The organism is Methylobacterium sp. TK26, from assembly GCF_055361565.1.
This window is the reverse complement of record NZ_CM143965.1, coordinates 1,103,420-1,127,500: the sequence shown is the minus strand read 5'-3', so window position 1 is coordinate 1,127,500 and position 24,081 is coordinate 1,103,420. Positions and strand designations below refer to the sequence as shown.

Below are 24,081 nucleotides of genomic sequence, written 5' to 3'. Positions count from 1 at the left end.
CGCGCTTGGGCAGGGGCAGCCCGGCCGCCATCAGGAAGGCGGGCCAGTAGACCGCGTGGAAGCGCACGATGTCCTTGCCGATGACGTGCAGGTCCATCGGCCAGAAGCGGCTGTTCGGGTCAGCCTCGTCGGGGAAGCCGGTGACGGTGAGGTAGTTCGTCAGGGCATCGACCCAGACGTACATGACGTGGCCGGGATGCTCCGGCACCGGCACGCCCCAGTCGAAGTTGGTGCGGCTGACCGAGAGGTCCTTCAGCCCCGCGCGGACGAAGCTCGCCACCTCGTTGCGGCGGGTGTCCGGCCCGATGAAGCCCGGCTGGTCCTCGTAGAGCGCCAGCAGCCTGTCCTGGTAGGCGGAGAGCCTGAAAAGAAAGTTCTCCTCCTCCATCCAGACGACGGGGGTGTCGGTGGCGATCGAGCGGCGGGAGCCGTCCTCCAGCAGCCGCGTCTCGGCCTCGTCGTAATAGGCCTCGTCGCGCACCGAGTACCAGCCGGCGTACTTGTCGAGGTAGATGTCGCCGTTGGCCTCCATCCGGCGCCAGATCGCCTGGGCGGCCTCGTAATGGGCGGGCTCGGTGGTGCGGATGAACCGGTCGTAGGAGCAGCCCATCCGGTCGGCCATCTCGCGGAACTTCGCGGAGGTGCCGTCCACGTAGTCGCGCGGGGTGATCCCCGCCTTGGTCGCCGCCTGCTGGATCTTGAGGCCGTGCTCGTCCGTGCCGGTGGAGAACAGCACGTCGTAGCCGTCCAGCCGGTGGAAGCGGGCGATGGCGTCGGTGGCGATCACCTCGTAGGCGTGGCCGATATGCGGCGCGCCGTTCGGATAGGAGATCGCCGTCGAGAGGCTGAAGGTCTTGCGGGGGGAAGGGCCGTCCGTCACGCTCGCGTCCGCTGATCGAGGGACCCGGGACGCCCCGTGCATCACCCCGCCCGGCTCAGGTCGGCGAAGAGCGACAGGACGACGGGCCGGCGGTCGAGGTTGTAGGCCGCGGCCTCCCGGGCGCTGCGGGCGAACTTCTCACACACCTCCACGAGCGCCGCAAGGCGCTGCACCGGCTCTCCCTGCCGCCGGTCGAGTTCGGCGGAGACGAAGCGCAGCACCGCGTCGCCGGCGGCGGCGAAGCGCTCCTCGCCGTCGCGGCCGGCGAGCGTCTCGGCGAGCTTGAGCACCCGGCCCCAATCGGGGTTGGCGGCGCGCGACAGCAGGGTCTCGACCTCCGCCACCAAGCCGGCGGTGACGGGATCCACGAGGCCGAGGGCCCGGCCGACCGAGCCCTCCGCGAGGCCGATGGCCCGCGCCAGGGTGGAATCCTCCGGCTGGGCGAAGGGCGGGGGCAGGGCGCGGATCGCCTGCCCCACCTCCCCGTCCGCCAGGGGGCGCAGGATCATCGCCCGGCAGCGGGAGCGGATCGTCGGCAGGAGCCGGCCGGGCTGGTGGGCGAGGATCAGGAACAGGGCGCGCGGCGGCGGCTCCTCCAGCACCTTGAGCAGGGCGTTGGCGGCGTTGGCGTTCAGGTCCTCGGCGCTGTCGAGCACGCAGATCCGCCAGCCGGAATCGGCGGCGGTGGAGGCGAAGAGGTCGAGCGCCTTGCGCACCATGTCGACGGAGATCTTCGTCGGCAGGGTCTTGGCCCCGTGAGCCTTGTGACGGCGCAACGCCACGAGGTTGGGATGCGACAGGCCCGCCACCTGCCCGTGGATCGGGTGGTTGTCGGGGATCGCCAGGCCCGCCGGCCCGGTGCCCTGCGGATAGGCCAGGAGCCGCCGGGCCACCCGGTAGGCCAGCGTCGCCTTGCCGATGCCTTGGGGGCCGCCGATCAGCCACGCATGGTGCAGCCGCCCGGCGGCGATGCCCTCCGCGAAGGCGGCCTCGGCCGCGCCGTGGCCGATCAGCGTCGCGGTCTCGCGGGGGCGGGGGATGCCTGCCCGGTCGCCGATCTCCTCGTCCGCCGCCTCAGCCATGGGCGCCCTCCCCGGCCAGGGCCGGCAGGCGCGCGGCGACGGTGGTGGCGATGGCGGCCTCCACGGAATCGGGGTCGGCGGTGGCGTCGATCACCGCGCAGCGCCCCGGCTCGTACGCGGCGATGGTGAGGAAGGCGGCGCGCAGGCGGGCATGGAAGCTCAGCGCCTCGGATTCGAACCGGTCTTTTCCTTCCCCTCGCCCCTCCCCGCCCCGCGCGGCGGCGCGGGCGAGGCCGGTTTCCGGCGACAGGTCGAGGATCAGGGTCAGGTCGGGCCGGGTGGGGCCGACCACGACCCGCTCCAGGGCGGTGAGCACGGACGGGTCGAGCCCGCCGGCCGCGCCCTGGTAGGCGCGGGTGGAATCGCTGAAGCGGTCGCAGATCACGATCTCGCCCCGGGCCAAAGCCGGGCGGATCAGCCGGTCGAGATGGTCGAGCCGGGCCGCGCTGAACAGCAGGGCCTCCGCGAAGGGGCCGTAGGGCTTGGCCGCCCCGGCGAGCAGGGCCGCGCGGATCTCCTCGGCATAGGCTGAGCCGCCGGGCTCGCGCGTCACCACCACCGGGCGGCCGGTGCGGGCGCGCAGGGTGGCCGCGAGGCGGGCGACCTGGGTCGACTTGCCCGCCCCCTCCCCGCCCTCGAACGTGATGAAGAGGCCCCCCTTCGGGGGCGTCGGATCCTGCATCGTCACGGGCGCGCGGTCACGACGGGTTGGCGGCGGCCCGGTCCTCGGGCTTGGCGCCCGAGGCCTTGTCGAAGGCCTTGCGCATCAGCCCGGTGCCGAATTCCAGCGCCGCGTCCATGGCCCGCTGGCTGAGGGTGCCCTGCCCCACCGAGGCGCCGGCATAGAGGGGCAGGTCGAGGGCGACGGTGTCGCCGCGCTGGACCCGCAGCACGCCGACCTGCTGCCCCTCGGTGATGGGGGCGACGAGGGGGCCCTGGTAGACGACCCTGGCGCTGACCTTGTCGCTGGTGCCGCGCGGCAGGAGCACCCGCACCGGCTTCTTCGCCACGAGGGGGACCGAGCCGGCATCGCCGCCATAGACCGAGGCCTCGGCCACGGTCTCGCCGGGGGCGAAGACCTGCCGGGGCTCGAACGCGCGGAACCCCCATTCCATCAGCTTGCGCGATTCCGAGGCGCGGTCCCGCGCGGTCTTGAGGCCGGAGACGACGAGGACGAGGCGCTGCCCGTTCTGCACCGCCGAGCCGGTCAGCGCGTAGCCCGATTCCTCCAGGAAGCCGGTCTTGAGCCCGTCCGCGCCGATGTCGAGGGTGAGGAGCGGGTTGCGGTTCTGCTGGCGGATCTTGTTCCAGGTGAACTCGCGCTCGGAGAAGATCTTGTAGAGGTCCGGGTAGGTGTCGATCAGGTGGATGGCGAGCCTCGCCATGTCCCGGGCCGTCACCTTCTGGTCGGGCGCCGAGTAGCCGGTGGCGTTGCGGAAGGTGGAGTTCGTCAGGCCGATCGCCTTGGCCCGCTGGTTCATCAGCCCGGCGAAGGAATCCTCGGTGCCGGCCATGTTCTCGGCGATGGTGATCGCCGCGTCGTTGCCCGACTGGACGATCAGCCCGCGCAGCAGGTCCGACATCTTGATGCGGCTGTTCACCTGCGCGAACATCGAGGAGCCCCCGCCCCCCGCGCCGCCGCGCTTCCAGGCGTCCTCCGTCACCGTGAACTCGGTGTCCATGGACACGCGGCCGGATTTCAGCGCCTCGAACACGATGTCCGTGGTCATCAGCTTGGCCATGCTGGCCGGGGAGAAGCGCTCGTCGGCGGCCTTCTCGAACAGGACCGAGCCGGAATCGGCGTCGATGAGGATCGCGTGCGGCGCCGCCGTCTGGAAGGATTGCGCCCACGCGGGCGTGGCCAGGGCCAGCGCCGTGGCGACGCCGGCGGCCAGGAGAGACAGAACGGTCCTGCGCATCGCGGATCTCCGGCGGGTCTGCGTCGCGCGCTTGTGGGGCAGAAACCTGCGGCGCGAAACAACTCAGGCGGCAACGAGCGTGACCATATCGCGTTTCCCCACCGGGATCGAACGCGAATTGCCGCAATGCGGCGCCTAGTAGATGCCCGCGTAGCGCGTGCCGTGCCCGCCGGACCGCGCGGGCGGCTCGGGGGCCTTCGCGGCCTGCTTCACCACCGGCTTCGCGGACCCCTTGCCGCTCTCCTTGCCACTCTCCCTGACGGCCGGCGCCGCCTTGGCGCTGAGCTGGGCCATGGCGAGCTTGGCCGAGGCCGGCATCGCGGCGGGCGCGCCGCGCCCGGCCGGCCTGTGGGGCTCGGGCGCCGCCGAGGCGAGGCGGGTCGCCGGCGCGCCCGCGACCCTGGCGGACGCATGCGCCGCCGCCGGGTTGCCGCCGGAGACGGAGACCGCCGCCACCTTGACCGGGGCGAGCTTGACCGCCGCCGTCCGGACCGGCGCCGGCTTGAACTCCTTGGTGCGGCTCGCGGTGGGCTGCAGGGCGGCCGGCACGGAGACGGCGGCGCTCGCCAGCACGATCGGCGCGCGGACGGGGCGGCGCGGGGCCTCCTCGGGGGCCTCGTCCCGCTCGGGGGCCGGCTTGTAGGCCAGCGGCGTCGCCCCCCGGCTGAACTTCTCCGTCTCCTCCACCGGGCCGAGATCGGCCACCATCACCGCCGAGCGCGAGCCGGCCGGCTGGCCATCCGTGCGCAGGGTGGCGAGGAGCTTGCGGTCGTCGGAGCCGGCGAGCGACGCCTTGCCGACATATTCCACCCGCACCCGGGCGGTGCCCCTGCGGTGGAAGCCCAGGGCCTCGGCCGTCTCCTCCGAGACGTCCATGACGCGCCCGGCGTGATAGGGGCCGCGATCGTTCACCCGCACGATCATCGAGGAATGGTTCTCGAGGTTCGTCACCCGGACGTAGCTCGGGAGCGGCAGGGTCGGGTGGGCGGCGGCGATGGAATGGCGGTCGAACACCTCGCCGTTGGCCGTCATCCGGCCGTGGAAGGCGGAGCCGTACCACGAGGCAAGGCCCTCGCGGACGTAGCCCGCCGGGTTCTCGCGGGGGGCGTAGGTCTGGCCGGCGACCACGTAGGGCTTGCCGGTGTAGCGGCGTCCGCCGCCCTTCGGGATCGTGTCGCCCTCGTTATAGAGACGCGGGCTCGCCTTCACCCCGTATTTCGGATCGACGCCGTTGCCGGTGGCGGCGAACTTCGTCGCGGTGTTCGAGGCGCAGTTGGCGGTGGCGAGCGCCACGCCGGAGACGGCCAGGAACCGCAGGGCCAAACGCCCGGGTCGAAGGTGCGTCATGCGCGGGGACACCAACTCTACGCGTGAAAACCGGACGTCGCCCGGCAGCACCGGGTCCGCGGAGAATTGTCGGTGTGACGTAAAGGAAGGCTGAACGGATCGCTCAGACACGTCACGATTCACTGCCCCGCTTCAACCTCTACGTAAGGTTGTGCTTCCAAGGGGCTGCGCGGGCGCGGCTACCCCGGCCTTCGGAAAAGACATCCTCGCGCGGTGCGCGAGGATCGAGGCCCATCCCGCTCTCGGGGCAGGGAAATTCTCGGGGCAAGGGAATCAGCGCGGGGGATGCTCCGTCAGCTGGGCGATGGAGCGCGAACCGCGCTGCTTGAACAGCAGGTCGAGGGCTTCCAGCATCAGGCCGTGCATCTTGGTGCGCTCGGCATGGGCGAGGTCGCGCAGCTGATCGTAGACCGGCGGCTCCAGATAGACGGACATCTGGCGGGCGCGCTGCTTGAGCGTCCGGGTCTCGGGGACGGGCTCCGGACGGGCGGCGGAGGCGAGGGAGACGATCTCGGCGCTGCGGAGGGAGGTCACGGCGCGGGCCGGGGCGGAGCGCTCCGGCGGCGTCGCCGCCGCCACGATGGCGGCGAGGCTGAGCTTAGGCGGCTTGGACATGCTTGTCCGTCCGGGCGTTCTGGCTGCGGCGCTCGATCCAGGACCAGAGCTTGCGCACCTCGGCGGCGGCCTGCCCCTTCGGGTTCAGCTCGGTGACGCCGAGGCCGAGGCCGATCGCGTCCTGGTGGTCCGTGCGGGCGACGATGTTCACGTCCGGCAGGATGCCGAGGACGGCGAGGCCGTCGGCGGCGTCGCGCACCCGGTAGGAGCGGGGCGGGGTCTGGTTCAGGACGAAGGCGAACTTCTTCTCCAGCCGGTAGATCGCGGCGAGCGTCGGCTTGAAGGCGCGCAGGTCGGCGGGGGTCGGCCGGCAGGGGATGATGCACAGGTCGGCGGCACGGATCGCGGACAGGGTGCCGGGGGAATCGACGCCGGGCGTGTCGATGAAGACGTAATCGTAGGCCGAGTCGCGCAGGCGCTCCATCACCGGCTCCAGCTGGGCGGCGTCGATCTGCGCGACCTCCGGCCCCTCCACCGTGCGGTGGTCGAGCCAGTCCGAGACGGTGGCCTGACGGTCCATCTCGAGGATGCAGACGGAATGCCCCGCCTCGCGGGCGGCGACGGCCAGGGAGATGCAGAGCGTGCTCTTTCCGCTCCCGCCCTTCTGGGTGACGAAGGTCAGCGCTTTCATCCGGGACGTCCTCCTGCACGTGCGGGCACGACGCCAGGACGGCACGGTCCCCCGTGCAACCTGAAGTCGTCGTTTTGCATCCTGTGCGATCCTGAGATCCAAGGATGTCAGGATCCCGAATTGGTCCCAGCATGGTTAATGCTTCGTTAAGGGCCCCTGCCCCGGCATCCGCCCGGCTGCGCGGAAATTTCGGTGGAAATCATACTTCAGGTTTAGAAATGGCCGTGAATCGCCGGGGCGGGCTTTCCAGTGTGAAGTGAATGACGTAGCGTCCTTCCAACAGGTGCCGGAAACCTTGAGCAGTCTAACCTCAGGTAAACAGCGGCCAGGACGATGACGATGGACTCACAGATCCCCCAATCCGTGCTCAAGGCGTCCGGCGTTGTGGGCACCTGGGTGCACGACCACTGGGCCGGCTGCCTCTCCCTCTCGGGCGCCTTCCCCGGTCTGCTCGGGCTCGATCCGGTGGCGGCGGCGCAGGGCGTGCCGCTGGCCACCTTCCTCGACCGCACCCATCCCGACGACCGGGCGCGGATCGAGAACTACCTCTACGCCGTGAGCGCGATGGGCGGCCCCGTGGAGGCCGAGTTCCGCACCTGCGACGCCCGGGCGGGCATCCGCACCCTGGTGATGCGCGGCCGGATCGAGCGCGACGCCAGCGGCTCCGTCGCCCAGGGCTGCGGCATCGCCATCGACCGCACCGAGGAGCAATCCGCCGGCCTGCACCAGACCGAGCAGCTGATGAACCGCATGGCCGAGCACGTCATCGCCCTGCGCGGCCTCGCCCAGACGCTGCAGCGCCCGGTGCTGATCGAGCGCGTCGAGCGCCTGATGATCGAGGTCGGGTTCGAACTCGCCCGCTTCCTGCCGGAGCCCGAGGACGAATCCCGTCACTGAGCCGGCCCCGAGGCGATTGAACTGCCGGGCACCGGCACGCTACCGTCCCCGCCAACGACGGAGGGGACGATGGGCGACACGATCTACGACCGGGATCTCGACCGGGTCGCGGCCAATTACCAGCCGCTGACCCCCCTCCTCTATCTCGACCGGGCGGCGCGGGTCTTCCCCGACCACGTGGCGGTGATCCATGGCGGGCTGCGCCGGACCTATGCCGACCTCTATGGCCGCGCTCGCCGCCTCGCCTCCGCGCTGGCGGCGAGGGGCATCGGCCGGGGCGACACGGTGGCCGTGCTCCTCGCCAACACCCCCGAGATGGTCGAGTGCCATTACGGCGTGCCCATGACGGGCGCGGTGCTCAACACCCTCAACACCCGCCTCGACGCCGCCGCGATCCGCTTCTGCCTGGAGCATGGCGAGGCGAAGATCCTGATCACCGACCGGGAATTCTCCCGCATCGCCGGTCCGGCCCTGGAGGGCATGGCCGCAGCCCCCCTCGTCATCGACGTGGACGATCCCGAATACGACGGCCCCGGCGAGGCCCTGGGCGAACTCGGCTACGAGGCGCTCCTCGCCGCCGGGGACCCGGAGGCGGAATGGCCCCTCCCCGCGGACGAGTGGGACGCGATCTCCCTGAACTACACGTCCGGGACCACGGGCGACCCGAAGGGCGTGGTCTACCACCATCGCGGCGCGGCCCTGCTGGCGCTCGGCAACGTGGTGACGGGCGGGCTCGGCCAGCACCCGGTCTATCTGTGGACCCTGCCGATGTTCCACTGCAACGGCTGGTGCTTCCCCTGGACCCTCTCGGTGGTGGCGGGCACCCATGTCTGCCTGCGGCAGGTGCGGGCCGAGGCCATGTACCGGCTGATGGCCGAGCACGGCGTCACGCATCTCTGCGGCGCGCCGGTGGTGATGCAGCTCCTCATCAACGCCTCGGACGCGGAGCGGCGCCCCCTCCCCCGCCGGGTGTCGTTCTTCACCGCCGCCGCCCCGCCGCCGGAGGCGGTGCTCGCCGGCATGTCCGAGGCCGGGTTCGACGTCACGCATCTCTACGGGTTGACGGAGAGCTACGGCCCGGCGGTAGTCAACGCGTGGCACGCGGATTGGGACGCCCTCTCCGCCGACCAGCGGGCCGCCAAGAAGGCGCGGCAGGGCGTGCGCTATCCGGTGCTCGAAGCCCTCGACGTCCGCGACCCCGAGACGATGGACTCCGTGCCCGCCGACGGCAAGACGATGGGCGAGGTGATGATGCGCGGCAACGTCGTGATGCGCGGCTACCTCAAGAACCCGGCGGCGACGGAGGCGGCGTTCAAGGGCGGCTGGTTCCGCACGGGCGACCTCGGGGTGAAGCACCCGGACGGCTACGTGCAGCTGAAGGACCGCTCGAAGGACATCATCATCTCCGGCGGCGAGAACATCTCCTCGATCGAGGTCGAGGACGCCCTGTTCAAGCATCCGGCGGTGACGGCCGCCGCCGTCGTGGCCCGGCCCGACCCGAAATGGGGGGAGACCCCCTGCGCCTTCGTCGAATTGAAGCCGGGGGCCTCGGCCTCCGCCGACGACCTCATCCAATGGTGCCGGGGGCGGCTCGCCTCGTACAAGCTGCCGCGCCACGTGATCTTCGGCGAATTGCCCAAGACCTCCACCGGCAAGGTGCAGAAATACATCCTGCGCGCCCGCGCCCGCGAGGGTACGGACGGCGCCTGACGGCTCAGTCCCGGCGCGGGCGGCGGGACGCGCTCGCCTTCACCCGTACCGGCATCCGGCGGGGGGCCAGGGAGGCCTGGAGCGCGGCAAGGCCGATCGCGGCGAGTCCGGCGGCGAGGACGGCCTGGGCGAGTGTGGGATCCACGTGAGGTTCCTCCTGTACGCCGACCCAAGGTGGCGATCCCCGACCGCTTCCGCCAGATTCCCCGGCGGTGAGGCTGGCATGCAGCCGGGGGATGCGGTGACGCAGGCCCCCCGCCACACGAATCGTCATGCGGATCGCGTAGCGAGACCCGATGCGCCGCCGCCGGCCATTGGATATGTGGCGCGGGCGCGGGCGTTCACAGGTGCCCGCGACGGTCGCGGCATGACGCGGGGGATCGGATGGGTCGGTACGGGCGGGGTTTCGGCGCGGTGACGGCGGCGCGGATCGCAGGCCTCATCGTCGTGGGAGGCCTTTTCGCGGGAGGTCCCGGTGCCTCCGCCGCCCTGGCGCAGGGCACGGTGGCCCGGCCCGCCAACGAACCCGCCGCCCCGGCGCCCGGCGATCCGGTGACGCGGGCGAGCTACTTCTTCGTCGGCGGCCGCTACCAGAAGGTCGGCGAGAAGACCCTGATGGTCGGGCAGATGTTCGTGGAGGTCCGCACTTCCGCGAAGGTCACGCAGCCCTATCCCGTGGTGATGGTCCACGGCCTCGCCCAGAGCGGCCTCAACTTCATGACCACGCCGGACGGCCGCTCCGGCTGGGCGCAGCGCTTCGTGGAATGGGGCTACCAGGTCTACGTGGTGGATCAGGTCGGGCGCGGGCGCTCCGGCACCAACCCGGAGGTCTACGGCCCCTACGACCGCCTCGGCACCCGCGATCTGGAGCGCACCTTCACCGCGCCGGAGGTCTACGACCTCTATCCGCAGGCCAAGCTGCACACCCAATGGGCCGGCGGGCCGGGCGTCCAGGGCAACCCGAGCTTCGACCAGTATTACGCGAGCCAGGTCCCCTACCTCGCCAATTCCCAGCAGACGGAGGATCTGGTCGATGCGGCGCTCGGCGCCCTCCTCGACCGGACGGGCCCGGTCATCCTCGTCACCCACGGCCAGGGATCGCTGTTCGGCTGGGCCCTGTCGGATTCCCGCCCCGACCTCGTGAAGGCGCATATCGCCGTCGAGCCGGGCGGTCCGCCCTTCTTCGACGTGAAGTTCCGGGGCGGCAAGGACTTCTGGGAGAAGACCGGCGAGGGCCGCGCCCGCGCCTACGGCATCACCCGCATGCCCCTGACCTTCGCGCCCCCGGTGAAGACGCCGGAGGACCTCGCCGTGGTGCAGCAGGCCAAGGCCCCCGGTGACGGGCAGGTCCGCTGCTGGCTGCAGGGCGAGCCCGTCCGCGCCCTGCCCAACATCGCCAAGGTGCCCGCCGTGATCGTGACGGCGGAGGCCTCCTTCCACGCCACCTACGACGATTGCACCGCCGCCTTCCTCGCCCAGGCCGGCGCCAAGCCCGAGGTGATCCACCTCGCCGACCAGAAGGTGCGGGGCAACGGCCACATGGTCATGGTCGAGAAGAACAGCGACCTCGTCGCCGACACCCTGATGGGCTGGCTGTCCGGGCGCGTGCGCCCGTGAGGGGCCGCCTCGCGCGGGCGTGATCGATTCGCCACAGGGTTGCGTAAGCGTTCGCGACGCCCTTGCGAGCGTGTCCTTTGCCACGTACCCATTCTGAAAAGCGCAGTCGGCGCAATAGTTTATCATAGTTCTAAACAACATGGCAGCCGCGCCGGGACCTCCCGGTGAACGGGGATGGCTGGCCGTTCGGGGAGTGGGGCAGTGAGAGTCGGTCGTACATGCAAGGGGGCCCTGCGGGCCCTCATCCTCGCCGGCACCTCCCTCGCCGCCCTGACGGCCGCCCGCGCGCAGGAGGCCACGCCGCGCGGCGGCGCGAGCGTCCAGCTCGACGAGATCAGCGTCGAGAGCCGGGGCGCGGGCGGGGTGACGGGGCCCGTGGCGGGGGGCGCCTCCATCGGCTCGCCCGCCGGCGTTGAGGATCCGCGCGGGCCTGTCGCCGGCTACGTGGCGACGCGCTCGGCCACCGCCACCAAGACCAACACGCGGCTCGTGGAGACGCCGCAATCCATCACCGTGGTCGGCCGGAAGCAGATCGACTCTCAGAACGCCCAGACCCTGACCCAGGCGACGCAGTACGTGGCCGGCGCCTTCTCCGGCTCCTTCGGCTTCGACACGCGCAACACCTTCATCTACCTGCGCGGCTTCAACGTCAGCGATTACGGCATCTACCGCGACGGCCTGCAGACGCTGAACTACGGCTTCGGCTACTTCAACGTGAACACGTTCGGCCTGGAGCGGATCGAGATCCTGCGCGGCCCGGCGGCGGTGCTGTTCGGCGCGGGCTCCCCCGGCGGCATCGTCAACCAGGTGAGCAAGCGGCCGACCACCGAGCCCTTCGGATATGTCGAGGTCGGCGGCGGCTCCTTCGGCCAGAAATACGCGGCCTACGATTTCGGCGGTCCGGCCGACAAGGAGGGCCATTGGTTCTACCGCGTCACCGGCTACGGCCGGAACGGCGGCACGCAGGTCGATGGCGCCCCCGACGACAGCTACTCCATCGCCCCGAGCGTCACCTACCGCCCCGACGGGTCGACGAGCCTGACGGTGCTCACCTCGTTCCAGCACGACAACACCGCCGTCACGGCGAACTTCCTGCCGTATATCGGCACGGTGCGGCCGCAGGCGCTGGGCCTGCGCATCCCCCGCTCGCTCAACGTCGGCGACGCGCGGCTCAACACCTACCAGCGCGATCAGGCCTTCCTCGGCTACGAGTTCGAGCACGTCTTCAACGAGACCTGGGCCTTCCGCCAGAACCTGCGCTACTCGTTCGGCGAGAGCTTCCAGAATTCCGACATCGGCCAGCTCGGCTACGCCTTCGGCGACGCGACCCAGACCCAGCTCGCCCGCTACCAGTTCCGCGACCATGCCCGCGTGAACATCTTCCAGGTCGACAACCAGGCCGAGGCGCGCTTCTCGGACGGGTTCTTCCGCCACGACGTGCTGATGGGGCTCGACTACAAGGATTACCGCCTGACCGACAATCAGGCGTCGCTGTTCCCGGCCTCGAACCTCAACATCGTGGCGCCGGTCTATGCGGGCGCGGACGGAATCCCGAGCCCGTACCTGATCAATTCCAACACCTTCACGCAGCTCGGCCTCTACGTGCAGGACCAGATCAAGATCACCGACCGGCTGACCCTGCTGCTCGGCGGGCGCCAGGACTTCGCCGACAACCGGGTGGTCGACAAGCTCAACAACGGCCTCGGCAACACCGGCCGCAGCGACAACGGCACGACCTACCGCACGGCGCTGATCTACAATTTCGACAACGGGCTCGCCCCCTATGTCAGCTACTCGACCTCGTTCCAGCCGCTGATCGGCACCGGCCGCCTCAGCGACACGTTCAAGCCGGAGACGGGCACGCAGATCGAGGGCGGCGTGAAGTTCGAGCCGCCGGGCCAGGGCTACTTCCTGACGCTGGCCGGCTTCGACATCCACCGCAAGAACACCCTGACGCCGGACCCGGTGAACACCCTGTTCCAGGTGCAGCTCGGCGAGGTCCGCTCCACAGGCTTCGAGGCGCAGCTGGTGGCGAACGTGTTCGAGGGCCTCGACGTCGCCGCCTCCTACACGATCTACGGGCTCACCAACGAGCGCGGCGGCGCCGACATCCTCGGCAAGGTGCCGGTGAACGTGCCGGAGAACTTCGCCAACGCCTTCTTCGACTACACGATCCCCGTGGGCGCCCTGCGCGGCTTCGGCTTCGGCGGCGGCGTGCGCTACTTCGGCCGCTCCTTCGCGGACACGGCCAACCTCTACCGGGTGCCGGATTACGTGCTGTTCGACGCGCAGGTCCATTACAACTGGGACCGCTGGCGGCTCGCCGTCACCGCCACGAACATCGGCGACCGCCGCTACGTCTCCTCCTGCCAGGCCTTCAACTCGTGCTTCTACGGCGACGCCCGCCGGGTGCTGGCGAGCCTGAGCTACAAGTGGTGATCAGGCCTGATCCGAGAGCCGCGTCGGCAGGTCGGTGATCCGCAAGCCCCGGCGCAGGGCGCGGGAGAGCGCATCGACGGCCATCGTCATGAGGGCGGTGGCCGCGATCAGCACCACGGCCACGTCGAGGCGCAGCTCCGAGATCGCGGCATCGACGTAGAAGCCGAGGGTCGTCACCCCGAGGATGCCGAAGATGGCGCTCTCCCGCAGGATCAACTCCCAGCGGTAGAGGAGGAGGGCCAGGAACTGCCCATAGAGCCGGGGCAGGGTCTCGTAGGCGTAGAGGTTCAGCCCCCGCGGCGCGTCGGGCCGGTAGGGGATGGCGTCGGCGTGCCGGCCCATCAGGTAGCCGATGATCCCCGCATTGTGCAGCGACAGGGCGATGATCGCCGGCAGCATCGAGGGGCCGAGCAGCTGCAGGCAGAGATAGGCCAGCATGTATTCCGGCGTGGAGCGCACCACGACGAGGAGCACCCGCCCGAAGGGCCGCCCCAGGGGCCCGGTGAAGCGCCGGGCGGTGAGGGGGAACAGGAGCAGCGCCCCGATCGCCGTCGCCACCAGGGCGATCTGCGCCAGCACCAGGGTCTGCGCGGCGCCGGGCAGGATCTGATCGGTGAGGATCGGCCGGAACCACGCCCAAAGGGACATCCAAGACCCCTCCCCGCCCCGCAGCGGCGCGGGCACGATGTCGTGGGTGAGGAAGCGGACGAGGCTCGGGCCGATCGCGGCATGGCCGATGGCGGGCGGCAGGGCCAGGAGGGCGCCCACGAGGAGGAACGGCACGGTCCAGCGCCGCACCCAGAGCCGCCGCGTCCCGATCAGCGCGTAGAACACGAGGAGCAGCGCCCCGGCCTCGGCGTAGCGCCCCTGCCGGAAGGCGGATTCGAGGGTGAAGCCCATGGTCGGCAGGCCGATGAAGCCGAGCACGAGGCTGGAGCGCATCCCGCATTCGAGGCGGTAGAGGGTGTAGTCCGCGAAGCGCCCGGCGAGGTCGGGCAGGCGGGCATAGGCGAAGGCCGAGACCGCCCCCGTCCGAGGCGGCAGGACGCGCAGGGCCGAGAGGTCCGCCTCCTCGATGATCTCCGAATAGACCTTGGCGCAGATCCCGGCATAGGGCAGCGCGATGGCGAGCACGCCGGTCGTCGCCGAGAGGCCGAAGACCTGCATCAGCAGCAGCGCCCAGAACAGTTCGTGCACCGAGCGCAGGCCCGCGCAGGTCACGCGCACGGTCCGCGAATGGGCGAAGGGGATGGCGAGCAGGAACCCCACCCCGGCCCCACACCCGACGCCCAGCACCGCGAAGGCGACCGTGTAGACGACGCTCCAGCCCTCGACGGACCCGACATCCGGCCGGATCAGCCCGGCGAGGAGTCGCGAGAGTTCCGCGAACGGGTGCAGGGTGGTGACGTGCAGGTCCGCCACGGCGAGGCAGAGCAGCGCGGCGAGGGCGAACCCGCCGCTCACCACGCGATAGCCCGGCAGGCGCGGGGCGAGGCGCATCAGGCGGCCTCGTAGAACGGCCTGAGCCGGGCGGGATCGACCTCGGATGCCGGGGCGTCGAGGACGATGCGCCCGGCCTCCAGCACCACGATGCGGTCGGCCTGCGCCTGCGCCAGGGCGATGTCGTGCAGGGCGAGGATCAGGGTCTCGTGGGTCGCGGCCAGGGTCGCGAGGACGGCGGCGCCCTGGCGTGGGTCCAGCGCCGAGACCGGCTCGTCGCCGACGAGGACCGGGCGGCCGTTGTAGAGGGCGCGGGCCACCGAGACCCGCTGCTGCTGCCCGCCGGACAACTCCCCCGCCCGCGCCCAGAGCTTGTCCGCCATGGCGACGCGGGCGAGCACCGCCTCCACCGCGGCGATGTCGGCCTTGGCCGGGCGGACGAGGGTGCGCAGGTTGTGCAGGGTCGGGCGGCGGTCGAGGCGGCCCATGTAGACGTTGTGGAACACGGTCAGGGTCCGCACCAGGGCGGCGGCCTGCGGCACCAGGGCGACCTGCTCGGGGATCCGCTCGCGGATCAGCCCGAGCAGGGTAGACTTGCCGGCGCCGGAGCGGCCCATCAGGGCGACGCGCTCGCCCGCGCGGATCGTCAGGTCGATGCCCGAGAGCACCTCGCGCCCGCCATAGGCGGCCCGCGCGCCCTTGAGGACGAGGAGGGGTTCGGACACCGGCCTGTCCCGGATCAGTCGAGCAGGCCCGTCGCCTTGCCGACCTCGATCAACGGTTCGTAGGCGGCGTTGGTGACGGGGATGAACTTCGAGCGCCCGAACGGTTCGAGGATCGCCGGATCGGTGACGCCCACGAGCGCCGCCCGGAGCTTCTCGGTGAAGCCGGCGCCGTAGGTCGCATCCACGTCGCCGCGCACCGTCCACTGGTAATCGGGGAAGGGCGGGCTCTCCCAGATCACCGAGACGGCCTTCGGATCGACCTTGCCGGCCTTGGAGTCGAGGTCCCACACGGAGAAGTCGACGGCGCCGACCTCGAACGCGCCGGATTGCACGAGCTGGATCGTGCGCGAATGGTCGCCGGAGAAGCCGACGCGGGAGAAGACCTGCTCGGGGCTCTTGCCGGGGAAGGCCTCGCGGATCCGGTATTCCGGCATCAGCCGGCCGGAGGTCGAGGCGCGGGCGCCGAAGGTGAAGGTCTTGCCGGCGATGGATTTCGGAAACTCCGCCGCGCGGGCGAGGCCGGTGGCGGCGTTGGCGATGAGATAGAAGCGGAAGGCCGCATCCTCGGCGCCCTGCGCGATGGCCTGCGAGCCCGGCACCGCCTTGCGAGCCTGGACCCCGGTGAAGCCGCCGAACCACGCGAGCTGCACCTGCCCGTTGGTGAAGGCCGTGACCGCCGCCGGGTAACTCTTCACCGGCACGTAGCGCACCGGCACGCCGAGCTTGCCTTCGAGATACTGCGCGACCTTGCCGAACCGCTCCACGAGGCGGCTCTCGTCCTGATCGGGGATGCCGGTAAAGACCAGGGGCGGCTTGGTCTGGGCCGAGGCCGGCCCCGCGAGGGCGAGCCCCGCCGCCAGCAGCCCGCAGGCGAGCCGCGCGATTCGTCCGATCCCGACCATGATCCCCCCATCCCGGCGCGTGGGGCGATGCCCCCGCCGCTGCCACGTAGAGCACGCGGCGGCGGAGGGGAATGCACCCGGCGCGCCGGTTCGGCGATCAGTGATGGTGGCGGCGGTGATGGGCATGACGGTGAGGGCGCATGCCGTGGCCGCGCATCATCGCGGCCCGCGAGCCCATCCGGGCCTCGCTGTGCATGTTGCCGAAACGGCCGTTGCCCTGGGCGGCGGCGTCGCGGTCGAGGCCGTCGCCGGGCGAGGCGAAGGACGGGGCGGCGGTGCCGGCGGCGAGCCCGAGGACGAGCAGCGCGCCGAGGACGGTCTTCTTCATGGGAATGAACTCTCCGCAGCCACGCGCTGCCGCAGGCGAACCGGTCGCGCACAAGGGAGTTCCTGGCGCACGGGAACGTGATCGGGAGGGCTGTTTCAAGGTCTCGAATGCCATCGCGCCCTGAAAATGCTATAGGGCAGAGTGGCATTCATGAGGCTGCGAGGCTCGAATGGCGTTTGTCACCGATGTGAAACTGGCAGCCAACGGTCGAATGGTTCTGCCACGGGCGGTGCGCGAAGCGATGGGGGTGACGGGCGAGACACGGATCATCGTCACGGTCGATGGGGAAGACGTGCGCCTGTCGCCCATCAGTGACGTGGTCGCCAAGCTTCAGGCTCTCTACCGCCAGCACGCCAAGCACGATGCGGATACCGATGCTTTCCTGCAGGAGCGCCGTGCCGACGAGAACGCCAAACCGTGAGTTCCGTCGTCTTCGACACCTCCGCCGTGATCGCTCTGCTGCGTGACGAACCCGGTGCGGCCCTGGTCGCCGGTCATATCGGCGCGGTCGAGGTGATCCGCTAGGATTCCGCGTCGATCGTGTAGAGGGCGCCGTGCTCCGTCTCGGTGCCGGGGACCGGGTGCGGCCGGAACGGCGTCGCGAAGGGGCCGCCCAGCAGGCGCACGATCTCCTCCGAGGCGGCGATGGCGAGGTCGGCGGCCTTGGCGCGGACCTCGATGCGGGCCAGCATGTTCATCGCCGGCCCGAGCACCGTGTACTCGGCCCTCACCCCGTCATCGAACACGCCGACGAGGAGGGTGCCGGCATGGATCGCCGTGGCGGTGCGGATCTCGAAGCGATCCTCCGCCCGGCGCCGGGCGTTCACCGCCGCGAGGCGGGCCTGGACGTCGAGGGCGCAGGCCGCCGCCGCGCGGGCCTGCTCCTCCGCCGTGCCGGTGATGAACTGCGCCAGCACCGCATCGCCGATATACTTGTCGACCATGCCCCCCTGCGCGGCCACCGCGGCCTGCGTCTGCGCCCGCACGGCCATCAGGGCGGCCACCATCTCCTCCGGCGGATGCCGCTGGCTGAGGGCCGAGAAGCCCCGGATGTCGAGGATCAGCAGGCAGGCATGGCGGCGGTGGAGGCCCATCGCGTCCAGGGCGAGGTCCCGGGCGACGGCGTTCGGCACGAAGCGGGCGAGCCGCCCGCGCTCGCCCTCCACCTCCAGCGTCCGGTCCACGGCCCGGCGCAGGCGGGTGACGCCGTCGATGACGAGGAGGCCCGTGGCGACGAAGGTCGCGAGCCCGATCACCTGCATCGGCGCGTCGCCGTTCAGGCCGGGAAACAGCCCCGGGTAGGCGAGCCCCACGAGGAAGGCGGCCACCCAGCTCGCGGTGACGATGGCGCAGAACAGCAGGGTGTGGGACACCTGCATGCTCAGGCCGGTCTGCAGCAGGAGCAGGTAGGCGGGCAGGCGGCTCACCGCGTCGGCGCCCTCCCCCGTGCCGCCCCCGGCCAGCATGTGCTCCACGATGACGTAGACCGCGAGCACGGCGTTGAGGCCGGTCCCCGCCCAGGAATAGGCCGTCGCGGACCGGCTCCGCCCCCGCTCGCCGAGCCCGAACCACACCGTGCCGAGGCCGTAGAGGCCCAGGATGAACCAATGGCTCAGGGCGTGCAGGGAGCCGTCATAGGCCTGGGCGGCCATGAGCAGCACGAGGAGGATGACGATCCGCAGCGCGGTGAGACGCGGCTGCCCACCCTCCTGCATCACCCGCAGGGCGGCGTCGTGGGCGGTCTCGGGGACCGCCGTCGCAGGCGGTGTCATCCGGCGCGCCCGAGGCGGCGGGCGCCGCCGAAGCGGTTGAGGAAGCGCGGCTCCTTCTCGGGGGCGACGCGCACGGCGAGGTGCAGCGTCCCGTCCGGCTCCGCGCGCCGGTCGAGGATCTCGGCGTTCTCGTAGAGCCAGTGCAGGGCGGCCCCGTCCTCCGGCGGCAGGGACACCGCGAAGCTCGTGCGCGACTTCGCGATCCGCGCCTCGATCCGGCTGATGAGGGCGGACAGCCCCTCCCCCGTCAGCGCCGAGACGAGGACCGGCGCGTCGCTGTCGCGGTCGTTGCGCACCCGGCCCTGGCCGGAGAGGTTGAAGAGCCGCTTGCGCTCGTCCTCGTCCAGCAGGTCGGCCTTGTTCCAGACCTCGATGAGCCGGCCATCCGCCGTGTCGATGCCGAGTTCGTGCAGCACCTGCCCCACATCCTCGGCCTGGGCCGCGTTGTCCTCGTGGCTGACGTCGCGCACATGCAGCAGCACGTCGGCCTCGATGGCGTCCTCCAGCGTGGCGCGGAAGGCCGCGATGAGCGGGGTCGGCAGGTCGGAGATGAAGCCCACCGTGTCGGAGAGGATCACCGTCTCGCCATGGGGCAGCTTGGTCGCCCGCGCGGTGGGGTCGAGGGTCGCGAACAGCATGTCCTTGGCCGTGACCTCGGCGCGGGTCAGGGCGTTGAACAGGCTCGACTTTCCGGCATTGGTGTAGCCCACCAGCGCCACGATCGGGTACGGCACCCGCGCCCGGCTCTGCCGGTGCAGGCCGCGTGTGCGCACGACGGCGTCGAGATCGCGCTCGATCCGGGTCATGCGCTCCTGGATCATCCGCCGGTCGGCCTCGATCTGGGTCTCGCCGGGGCCGCCGAGGAAGCCGAAGCCGCCGCGCTGGCGCTCCAGGTGGGTCCAGGACCGGACGAGGCGCGACTTCTGATAGGCGAGGTGCGCGTGTTCGACCTGCAGCGTGCCCTCGCGGGTGGAGGCGCGGCGGCCGAAGATCTCCAGGATCAGGCCGGTGCGGTCGATGACCTTGGCGCCCCAGGCCTTCTCGAGGTTGCGCTGCTGCACGGGCGAGAGGGCGCAATCCATCACCACGAGGCCGATCTCCTCGGCCTTGACCAGCCCGGCGATCTCATCGACCCGGCCCTTGCCGAGATAGGTCGAGGGCCGGATGCGCGGCAGGGTGATGGGCAGGCTCTGGGTGACGTCGAGCTCGATGGCGGCGGCGAGGCCGGTCGCCTCGTCGAGCCGCGCCTCCACCGAGCGGGAGGGCGCGGCGACCCGGCTCGCCGGACCCGCGTTGCGGGCGAGGTAGGGGCCGATCACCAGGGTTCGGGTCGAGGCGGCGATCTCGCCCTCGGGCGCCGCGTGGGCCCGGAGGCGGGCCTCACCCGAGGTCAAAGTCTCGCTCATGCAGAAATGGCGCTCGCCGGTTCGCTCTTGTTCGCTCACGCTCATATGGGCGCGGGCGGGGCGGATGCCAACCGGCTGGCTCCTCTCCCTTTGGATCGGGGAGAGGGCGAGGTCTTACGCCTTCTCGGGCGTCTCGTCCGGCTCGAAGAGCTGAACCGGATGGCCCGGCATGATGGTCGAGATGGCGTGCTTGTAGACGAGCTGGGAATGACCGTCCCGGCGCAGCAGCACGCAGAAGTTGTCAAACCAAGTTACGACGCCTTGCAGTTTAACGCCGTTGACGAGGAAGATCGTCAGCGGGATCTTGTTCTTGCGGACATGATTGAGGAAGGTGTCCTGAAGGTTCTGTGCGCGCTCGCCGGCCATTTTCTTCGCCTGTTTGTTGTCCCGATGGGAGTGCCCGGTTCGGGATGGTCCGCCGCCTGCGGAATTGTCCGATGTCCCGCCGACGGCTCCGTATAAAGCATTTGCATTCCAAAGCGTGAGCCGAAGCAAGGGCCGTTCCGCGCGGGGCGTGACGGAACGGCAGCGGCTTTATCGCCTCGGGCCGGCCCTACGGCCCGATTCCCAGGGACTTGAGCTTCCGGTGCAGGGCCGAACGCTCCATGCCGATGAATTCGGCGGTGCGCGAGATGTTGCCCGAGAACCGGGCGATCTGCGCCACGAGGTACTCGCGCTCGAAGATCTCGCGGGCCTCGCGCAGCGCGAGGCTCATCAGCTTCTCGCCCCCCGCCCCGGCCGGGGTGGTGGGCACCAGGGCGCCGATCTCCGAGGGCAGCATCTCGGAGGTGACTTCCTGGTCCGGGTCGGCCTGGGTCAGGATCATCAGCCGTTCGACGTTGTTCTTCAGCTGGCGGACGTTGCCCGGCCAGTTGTGCGACTGGAGCACCGCCATCGCGTCCTCGGCGATCACGCGCTTGGGCAGGCCGGTCTGGCCCGAGATGTTGTCCATGAAGAAGCGGATCAGCTCCGGCACGTCCTCGCGCCGCTCGGACAGGGCCGGCACGCGGATCGGCACCACCGAGAGGCGGTGGAACAGGTCCTCGCGGAAGCGGCCCGCCGCGATCTCCTCCTGCAGGTCGCGGGAGGAGGAGGAGATGATGCGGACATCGACGTGGACCCGCGTCGTCCCGCCGACCCGCTGGAAGTTCTGGTCCACGAGGACGCGCAGGATCCGCCCTTGCGTCTCGCGGGGCATGTCCGCCACCTCGTCGAGGTAGAGGGTGCCGCCATGGGCCTCCTCCAGGGCGCCGACCCGGCGGCCGTTCTCGCCCTCGACGCCGAACAGCTCGGCCTCCATCGTCTCGGGGAGGATGGTGGCGGCGTTGAGCAGCACGAAGGGGCCGTTCGCCCGCGTCGAGGCCCGGTGCAGGGTCCGCGCGGCGAGTTCCTTGCCCGAGCCCAGCGCCCCGGTGATCATCACCCGCGCGTTGGTGGGGGCGACGCGCTCCAGGGTCTGGCGCAATTGGTTGATGGCCAGCGACCCGCCGACGATCTGGTCGGCCGAGCCGGAGCGGGCCTTGAGGTCGCGCACCTCGCGGCGCAGGCGGGAGGCTTCCAGCGCCCGCTCGGCCACGAGGATCAGCCGGTCGGCCTTGAACGGCTTCTCGATGAAGTCGTAGGCGCCCGCCTTGATGGCCGAGACGGCGGTCTCGATGTTGCCGTGGCCGGAGATCATCACCACCGGCAGGTCGGGATGGGCGGCCTTGATCAGGTCGAGCACCTGCAACCCGTCGAGGCGCGAGCCCTGCAGCCAGATGTCGAGGAAGACGAGGTGCGGACGCCGGGATTCGATGGCGCTCAGCGCCTCGTCCGAGCCGCCCGCCGTGCGGCAGCGATGGCCCTCGTCGTCCAGGATGCCGGCGACGAGGTCGCGGATGTCGGCCTCGTCGTCGACGATCAGAATATCGGCGCTCATGCCTGCATCTCCGCGATCCGGGGGGCCGTCGGTGCGGCGCCCTTCTCCTCTGGCGTGGTCGGTGGCCGCTCGGGACCGGCTTCACGCGGCACCCGCATCCGTACCTGCCCGCCGCGACCGGCGGGGTTGTCGTTGAGGGCGATACCGCCGCCGTGCTCCTCGAGCACCTTGCTGACGATGGCAAGCCCGAGCCCCGTGCCGCCCTCGCGGGTGGTCATGTAGGGCTCCAACAGCCGCTGGCGCCCCTCGGCGGGGAAACCCTTGCCGTTATCCGTCACCGTGATCACCGCGAACCCGTCCTCGACGGCGAGCCCCAGGGCGATCTTGCCCTTGCCGAGCACGTCGGGGGGCACCTCGGAGACCGCCTCGACGGCGTTCTTGAGGATGTTGGTGATCACCTGGCTGAGCAGCCGGATGTCGAAGGCCGCCACGATCTTTTCCGATGCGCCCGCACCGCCCTCGGCGGAGAAGGCGAAGTCGATGTCCGGGTGCGCGACGCGCATCATGAACAGGTTCTGCTTGGCGATCTCGGTGAGGTCGTTGGGGGCGATGGCGGGCTTGGGCATCCGCGCGAAGGCCGAGAACTCGTCCACCATGCGCTTGATCTCGTCCACCTGGCGCACGATCGTTGCCGTGCACTGGTCGAACACCTCCCGGTCGGTGAGGATGACCTTGCCGTATTTGCGCCGGATCCGCTCCGCCGAGAGCTGGATCGGGGTGAGCGGGTTCTTGATCTCGTGGGCGATGCGCCGGGCCACGTCGCCCCAGGCGGAGGTGCGCTGTGCCTGGACGAGGTCGGTGATGTCGTCGAGCGTCACCACCGCGCCCCGCGCCCCGCCCGGCGCCTGCTCGCCGGTGACGCGCACCGTGACGGTGCGCTCCTCCTTGCGCTCGCCCCGGGTGCGGGTGAGCTGGATCTGCTGCTGCACCGCCCGCTGGCGGGCCTCGCCCTCGGCCAGCACCGGGGCGAGTTCGGGCACCGCGACCCCCAGCGGCTGGCCCACCAGCCGGTCGCTGCCGAGGTCGAGCATCCGCTCGGCGGCGGGGTTGGCGATGGTGACGAAGCCCGCCGCGTCGAGGCCGATCACGCCGGGGGAGACGCCCGACAGCACCGCTTCGGTGAAGCGGCGGCGGGCGTCGATCAGGTCGTTGGCGGCCATCAGCCCGGCATGCTGGCGGCGCAGCTCCTGGGTCATCTTGTTGAAGCTCTCGCCGAGGCTCGCGAGGTCGCCGCTGGTCTTCTTCGTGGGCACCTGGGCGTAGAAGTTGCCCGAGGCGACCTGGTCGGCCGCGTTGATGAGCCGCCGGATCGGCGCCACGAAGCGGTTGGCGAAGTTCAGGCCGAACCACACTGCCGAGAGCAGCGCGATCAGCGCGATCAGCACGAAGACCAGGGCGAAGGTGATCTGGATGGAGCGGCGCAGGGAATCGTAGGTCAGGTACTCAGCGGCCGCCGCGCGGGAGACGCCGGGGAACTCGATGGCCAGCGGGTTCACCTCCCGCTGCACCATCAGCACCGCGTCGTCGTAGGCGGGCATCCGCAGGAGGGCGGCGAAGACGCGCCCCTCGGAGGGCAGCAGGCAGATCGGATCGGTCGACTTGCCCGCATCCTCGAAGGCGGCGGCCGAGGGCAGGCGCACCTGCTTGAGCACGTCGATGTTGGCCCGCGCCACCACGTCGGTGGGCCCGCGCATGATCTGCGCCACCGGCAGGCCGAGATTGGTCGCCCGCGTGGTCAGGAAGGTCTCGAACCACGTGCGGTTCACGTCGAAGTTCGGCCGCGCCCGCGTCAGGTCGTCGTTGAGGATGCGGATCTCGCGGGCGAGCGACTGGCACTGGTTCTCCTGGTAGGCGTCGGCCACCTCCACGGATTTCAGCACCACGTCCCGCACCCGGTCGGTGAAGCCGAGCGACAGGCCCCGGTCGATCGTCACCGAGGCGACCACCGCGAGCAGGATCGTCGGCAGGATCGCGATCAGCGAGAACAGGCCGACGATGCGCGAATGCAGCCGCGCCACGGCGGCGTTCGCCCGGCGGGCATGCAGGAAGACCCGCGCCTCCCAGGCGATGATCACCACGAGCCCGAGCACCAGGGCGACGTTGATGGCCAGAAGGGTGATCCCGTAGGTCGGCGTCGGCGTGACGCGGATGACGCCGGCCAGGATCAGGAAGGTGGTCAGCGCGCAGACCAGCGCCGTGACGACCACCGCCGCGCCGATCCAGCCCGGACCCCGTGGCCCCGGACGCAGGGACTCGGCGAGCGGCGAATCCGCCTGCGGGGCCGGGCCGGTCGGGTCTGGAGCGGGGCCGGACCCGCCCGCATCGGGGCCGGTGGCGGCGCTCCCGGAGCGGGAGAGGAGAGGCATGACTGGTGCAGGGCCACAACAGTGTGGCGGAATTAATACGAATCCGGCGCCGCGCGATAGGCCCGTTGCCGGCTCTCAAGGGCTCGC

General features: G+C 70.8%; 22 protein-coding genes (1 of these 22 running past the window's edge). 5 read left to right on the top strand and 17 right to left on the bottom strand.

What is annotated here, in order from left to right; all coding sequences use genetic code 11:
- From metG to ACXJ1Y_RS05535, 7 genes are all read right to left on the bottom strand, one after another.
- Positions 1-922 carry the 5' portion of a methionine--tRNA ligase gene (metG, locus tag ACXJ1Y_RS05565; RefSeq protein WP_463849130.1) on the bottom strand. Its footprint begins 692 nt before the window's first position, so 922 of the gene's 1,614 nt are visible here — the first part of the coding sequence; it begins with the start codon at positions 920-922; its stop codon lies off the left edge, out of view.
- Positions 922-1,962, bottom strand: coding sequence for a DNA polymerase III subunit delta' (locus ACXJ1Y_RS05560; protein ID WP_463849129.1), 1,041 nt, complete (start codon positions 1,960-1,962; stop codon positions 922-924). Before ACXJ1Y_RS05560 ends, metG begins: the two co-directional genes overlap by 1 nt.
- On the bottom strand, positions 1,955-2,644 hold the full coding sequence (gene tmk, locus ACXJ1Y_RS05555; RefSeq protein WP_463850044.1) for a dTMP kinase: 690 nt from the start codon (positions 2,642-2,644) through the stop codon (positions 1,955-1,957). Before tmk ends, ACXJ1Y_RS05560 begins: the two co-directional genes overlap by 8 nt.
- A gap of 16 nt (positions 2,645-2,660) precedes the next feature.
- Positions 2,661-3,881: a D-alanyl-D-alanine carboxypeptidase family protein gene (locus tag ACXJ1Y_RS05550; RefSeq protein ID WP_463849128.1), complete on the bottom strand. Its 1,221-nt coding sequence runs from the start codon at positions 3,879-3,881 to the stop codon at positions 2,661-2,663.
- A gap of 135 nt (positions 3,882-4,016) precedes the next feature.
- The gene (locus ACXJ1Y_RS05545) at positions 4,017-5,228 is read right to left on the bottom strand and encodes a septal ring lytic transglycosylase RlpA family protein (RefSeq protein WP_463849127.1); all 1,212 of its coding nucleotides are present in this window, start codon (positions 5,226-5,228) and stop codon (positions 4,017-4,019) included.
- Between the two features lie 273 nt (positions 5,229-5,501).
- On the bottom strand, positions 5,502-5,843 hold the full coding sequence (locus ACXJ1Y_RS05540) for a ribbon-helix-helix domain-containing protein (protein WP_463849126.1): 342 nt from the start codon (positions 5,841-5,843) through the stop codon (positions 5,502-5,504).
- Entirely contained in the window at positions 5,827-6,474 is a 648-nt protein-coding gene (locus tag ACXJ1Y_RS05535; RefSeq protein ID WP_243951932.1) for a division plane positioning ATPase MipZ, read from the bottom strand. Before ACXJ1Y_RS05535 ends, ACXJ1Y_RS05540 begins: the two co-directional genes overlap by 17 nt.
- 339 nt (positions 6,475-6,813) lie before the next feature.
- On the opposite strand from ACXJ1Y_RS05535, the gene ACXJ1Y_RS05530 reads away from it, so the two are divergent.
- Both ACXJ1Y_RS05530 and ACXJ1Y_RS05525 read left to right on the top strand, forming a co-directional pair.
- Positions 6,814-7,371, top strand: coding sequence for a PAS domain-containing protein (locus ACXJ1Y_RS05530; protein ID WP_463849125.1), 558 nt, complete (start codon positions 6,814-6,816; stop codon positions 7,369-7,371).
- Positions 7,372-7,440: 69 nt separating this feature from the next.
- Entirely contained in the window at positions 7,441-9,081 is a 1,641-nt protein-coding gene (locus tag ACXJ1Y_RS05525; RefSeq protein WP_463849124.1) for an acyl-CoA synthetase, read from the top strand.
- 4 nt (positions 9,082-9,085) lie between these two features.
- On the opposite strand, the gene ACXJ1Y_RS05520 is transcribed toward ACXJ1Y_RS05525, so the two are convergent.
- Positions 9,086-9,226, bottom strand: coding sequence for a hypothetical protein (locus tag ACXJ1Y_RS05520; RefSeq protein WP_243951935.1), 141 nt, complete (start codon positions 9,224-9,226; stop codon positions 9,086-9,088).
- A 239-nt stretch (positions 9,227-9,465) separates the two neighbouring features.
- Here ACXJ1Y_RS05520 and ACXJ1Y_RS05515 point away from each other — a divergent pair, with 239 nt between their 5' ends.
- Positions 9,466-10,698, top strand: coding sequence for an alpha/beta hydrolase (locus tag ACXJ1Y_RS05515; protein ID WP_463849123.1), 1,233 nt, complete (start codon positions 9,466-9,468; stop codon positions 10,696-10,698).
- Positions 10,699-10,872: 174 nt separating this feature from the next.
- Entirely contained in the window at positions 10,873-13,137 is a 2,265-nt protein-coding gene (locus ACXJ1Y_RS05510) for a TonB-dependent siderophore receptor (protein WP_463849122.1), read from the top strand.
- On the opposite strand, the gene ACXJ1Y_RS05505 is transcribed toward ACXJ1Y_RS05510, so the two are convergent.
- The 4 genes from ACXJ1Y_RS05505 to ACXJ1Y_RS05490 form a co-directional block, all read right to left on the bottom strand.
- Complete coding sequence (locus ACXJ1Y_RS05505) at positions 13,138-14,637, bottom strand: PhnE/PtxC family ABC transporter permease (RefSeq protein ID WP_463849121.1); 1,500 nt, start codon at positions 14,635-14,637, stop codon at positions 13,138-13,140.
- On the bottom strand, positions 14,637-15,302 hold the full coding sequence (locus ACXJ1Y_RS05500) for an ATP-binding cassette domain-containing protein (protein WP_463849120.1): 666 nt from the start codon (positions 15,300-15,302) through the stop codon (positions 14,637-14,639). The genes ACXJ1Y_RS05505 and ACXJ1Y_RS05500 overlap by 1 nt, the downstream gene beginning before the upstream one ends.
- A 14-nt stretch (positions 15,303-15,316) precedes the next feature.
- On the bottom strand, positions 15,317-16,204 hold the full coding sequence (locus ACXJ1Y_RS05495; RefSeq protein WP_463849119.1) for a putative selenate ABC transporter substrate-binding protein: 888 nt from the start codon (positions 16,202-16,204) through the stop codon (positions 15,317-15,319).
- 97 nt (positions 16,205-16,301) lie between these two features.
- On the bottom strand, positions 16,302-16,532 hold the full coding sequence (locus ACXJ1Y_RS05490; RefSeq protein WP_463849118.1) for a hypothetical protein: 231 nt from the start codon (positions 16,530-16,532) through the stop codon (positions 16,302-16,304).
- A 169-nt stretch (positions 16,533-16,701) separates the two neighbouring features.
- On the opposite strand from ACXJ1Y_RS05490, the gene ACXJ1Y_RS05485 reads away from it, so the two are divergent.
- Positions 16,702-16,953: an AbrB/MazE/SpoVT family DNA-binding domain-containing protein gene (locus ACXJ1Y_RS05485; protein ID WP_463849117.1), complete on the top strand. Its 252-nt coding sequence runs from the start codon at positions 16,702-16,704 to the stop codon at positions 16,951-16,953.
- Positions 16,954-17,053: 100 nt separating this feature from the next.
- Here the strand turns inward: ACXJ1Y_RS05485 and ACXJ1Y_RS05480 are convergent, their stop codons facing one another.
- The 5 genes from ACXJ1Y_RS05480 to ACXJ1Y_RS05460 all read right to left on the bottom strand — a co-directional run bounded on the left by ACXJ1Y_RS05480 (position 17,054) and on the right by ACXJ1Y_RS05460 (position 23,994).
- The gene (locus ACXJ1Y_RS05480; protein ID WP_463849116.1) at positions 17,054-18,304 is read right to left on the bottom strand and encodes an adenylate/guanylate cyclase domain-containing protein; all 1,251 of its coding nucleotides are present in this window, start codon (positions 18,302-18,304) and stop codon (positions 17,054-17,056) included.
- Complete coding sequence (gene hflX / locus ACXJ1Y_RS05475) at positions 18,301-19,710, bottom strand: GTPase HflX (RefSeq protein WP_463849115.1); 1,410 nt, start codon at positions 19,708-19,710, stop codon at positions 18,301-18,303. Before hflX ends, ACXJ1Y_RS05480 begins: the two co-directional genes overlap by 4 nt.
- Positions 19,711-19,824: 114 nt before the next feature.
- Positions 19,825-20,076, bottom strand: coding sequence for an RNA chaperone Hfq (gene hfq, locus ACXJ1Y_RS05470; RefSeq protein ID WP_238249876.1), 252 nt, complete (start codon positions 20,074-20,076; stop codon positions 19,825-19,827).
- Positions 20,077-20,263: 187 nt separating this feature from the next.
- Positions 20,264-21,628: a nitrogen assimilation response regulator NtrX gene (ntrX, locus tag ACXJ1Y_RS05465; protein WP_463849114.1), complete on the bottom strand. Its 1,365-nt coding sequence runs from the start codon at positions 21,626-21,628 to the stop codon at positions 20,264-20,266.
- Positions 21,625-23,994 (bottom strand): sensor histidine kinase NtrY-like, encoded by a 2,370-nt coding sequence (locus ACXJ1Y_RS05460; protein WP_463849113.1) that lies wholly within the window; start codon positions 23,992-23,994, stop codon positions 21,625-21,627. Before ACXJ1Y_RS05460 ends, ntrX begins: the two co-directional genes overlap by 4 nt.
- Between the last annotated feature and the right edge of the window lie 87 nt (positions 23,995-24,081).

Excerpts from the sequence above, each read along its gene's own strand:
- ntrX (WP_463849114.1), bottom strand. The coding sequence starts at position 21,628 with ATGAGCGCCGATATTCTGATCGTCGACGACGAGGCCGACATCCGCGAC.
- ACXJ1Y_RS05505 (WP_463849121.1), bottom strand. The coding sequence starts at position 14,637 with ATGCGCCTCGCCCCGCGCCTGCCGGGCTATCGCGTGGTGAGCGGCGGG.
- tmk (WP_463850044.1), bottom strand. The coding sequence starts at position 2,644 with ATGCAGGATCCGACGCCCCCGAAGGGGGGCCTCTTCATCACGTTCGAG.
- ACXJ1Y_RS05515 (WP_463849123.1), top strand. The coding sequence starts at position 9,466 with ATGGGTCGGTACGGGCGGGGTTTCGGCGCGGTGACGGCGGCGCGGATC.
- ACXJ1Y_RS05480 (WP_463849116.1), bottom strand. The coding sequence starts at position 18,304 with ATGACACCGCCTGCGACGGCGGTCCCCGAGACCGCCCACGACGCCGCC.
- ACXJ1Y_RS05495 (WP_463849119.1), bottom strand. The coding sequence starts at position 16,204 with ATGGTCGGGATCGGACGAATCGCGCGGCTCGCCTGCGGGCTGCTGGCG.
- ACXJ1Y_RS05530 (WP_463849125.1), top strand. The coding sequence starts at position 6,814 with ATGGACTCACAGATCCCCCAATCCGTGCTCAAGGCGTCCGGCGTTGTG.
- ACXJ1Y_RS05550 (WP_463849128.1), bottom strand. The coding sequence starts at position 3,881 with ATGCGCAGGACCGTTCTGTCTCTCCTGGCCGCCGGCGTCGCCACGGCG.
- ACXJ1Y_RS05535 (WP_243951932.1), bottom strand. The coding sequence starts at position 6,474 with ATGAAAGCGCTGACCTTCGTCACCCAGAAGGGCGGGAGCGGAAAGAGC.
- ACXJ1Y_RS05460 (WP_463849113.1), bottom strand. The coding sequence starts at position 23,994 with ATGCCTCTCCTCTCCCGCTCCGGGAGCGCCGCCACCGGCCCCGATGCG.
- ACXJ1Y_RS05540 (WP_463849126.1), bottom strand. The coding sequence starts at position 5,843 with ATGTCCAAGCCGCCTAAGCTCAGCCTCGCCGCCATCGTGGCGGCGGCG.
- hfq (WP_238249876.1), bottom strand. The coding sequence starts at position 20,076 with ATGGCCGGCGAGCGCGCACAGAACCTTCAGGACACCTTCCTCAATCAT.
- ACXJ1Y_RS05490 (WP_463849118.1), bottom strand. The coding sequence starts at position 16,532 with ATGAAGAAGACCGTCCTCGGCGCGCTGCTCGTCCTCGGGCTCGCCGCC.
- hflX (WP_463849115.1), bottom strand. The coding sequence starts at position 19,710 with ATGAGCGAGACTTTGACCTCGGGTGAGGCCCGCCTCCGGGCCCACGCG.
- ACXJ1Y_RS05560 (WP_463849129.1), bottom strand. The coding sequence starts at position 1,962 with ATGGCTGAGGCGGCGGACGAGGAGATCGGCGACCGGGCAGGCATCCCC.
- ACXJ1Y_RS05525 (WP_463849124.1), top strand. The coding sequence starts at position 7,441 with ATGGGCGACACGATCTACGACCGGGATCTCGACCGGGTCGCGGCCAAT.
- ACXJ1Y_RS05485 (WP_463849117.1), top strand. The coding sequence starts at position 16,702 with ATGGCGTTTGTCACCGATGTGAAACTGGCAGCCAACGGTCGAATGGTT.
- ACXJ1Y_RS05510 (WP_463849122.1), top strand. The coding sequence starts at position 10,873 with ATGGCTGGCCGTTCGGGGAGTGGGGCAGTGAGAGTCGGTCGTACATGC.
- ACXJ1Y_RS05545 (WP_463849127.1), bottom strand. The coding sequence starts at position 5,228 with ATGACGCACCTTCGACCCGGGCGTTTGGCCCTGCGGTTCCTGGCCGTC.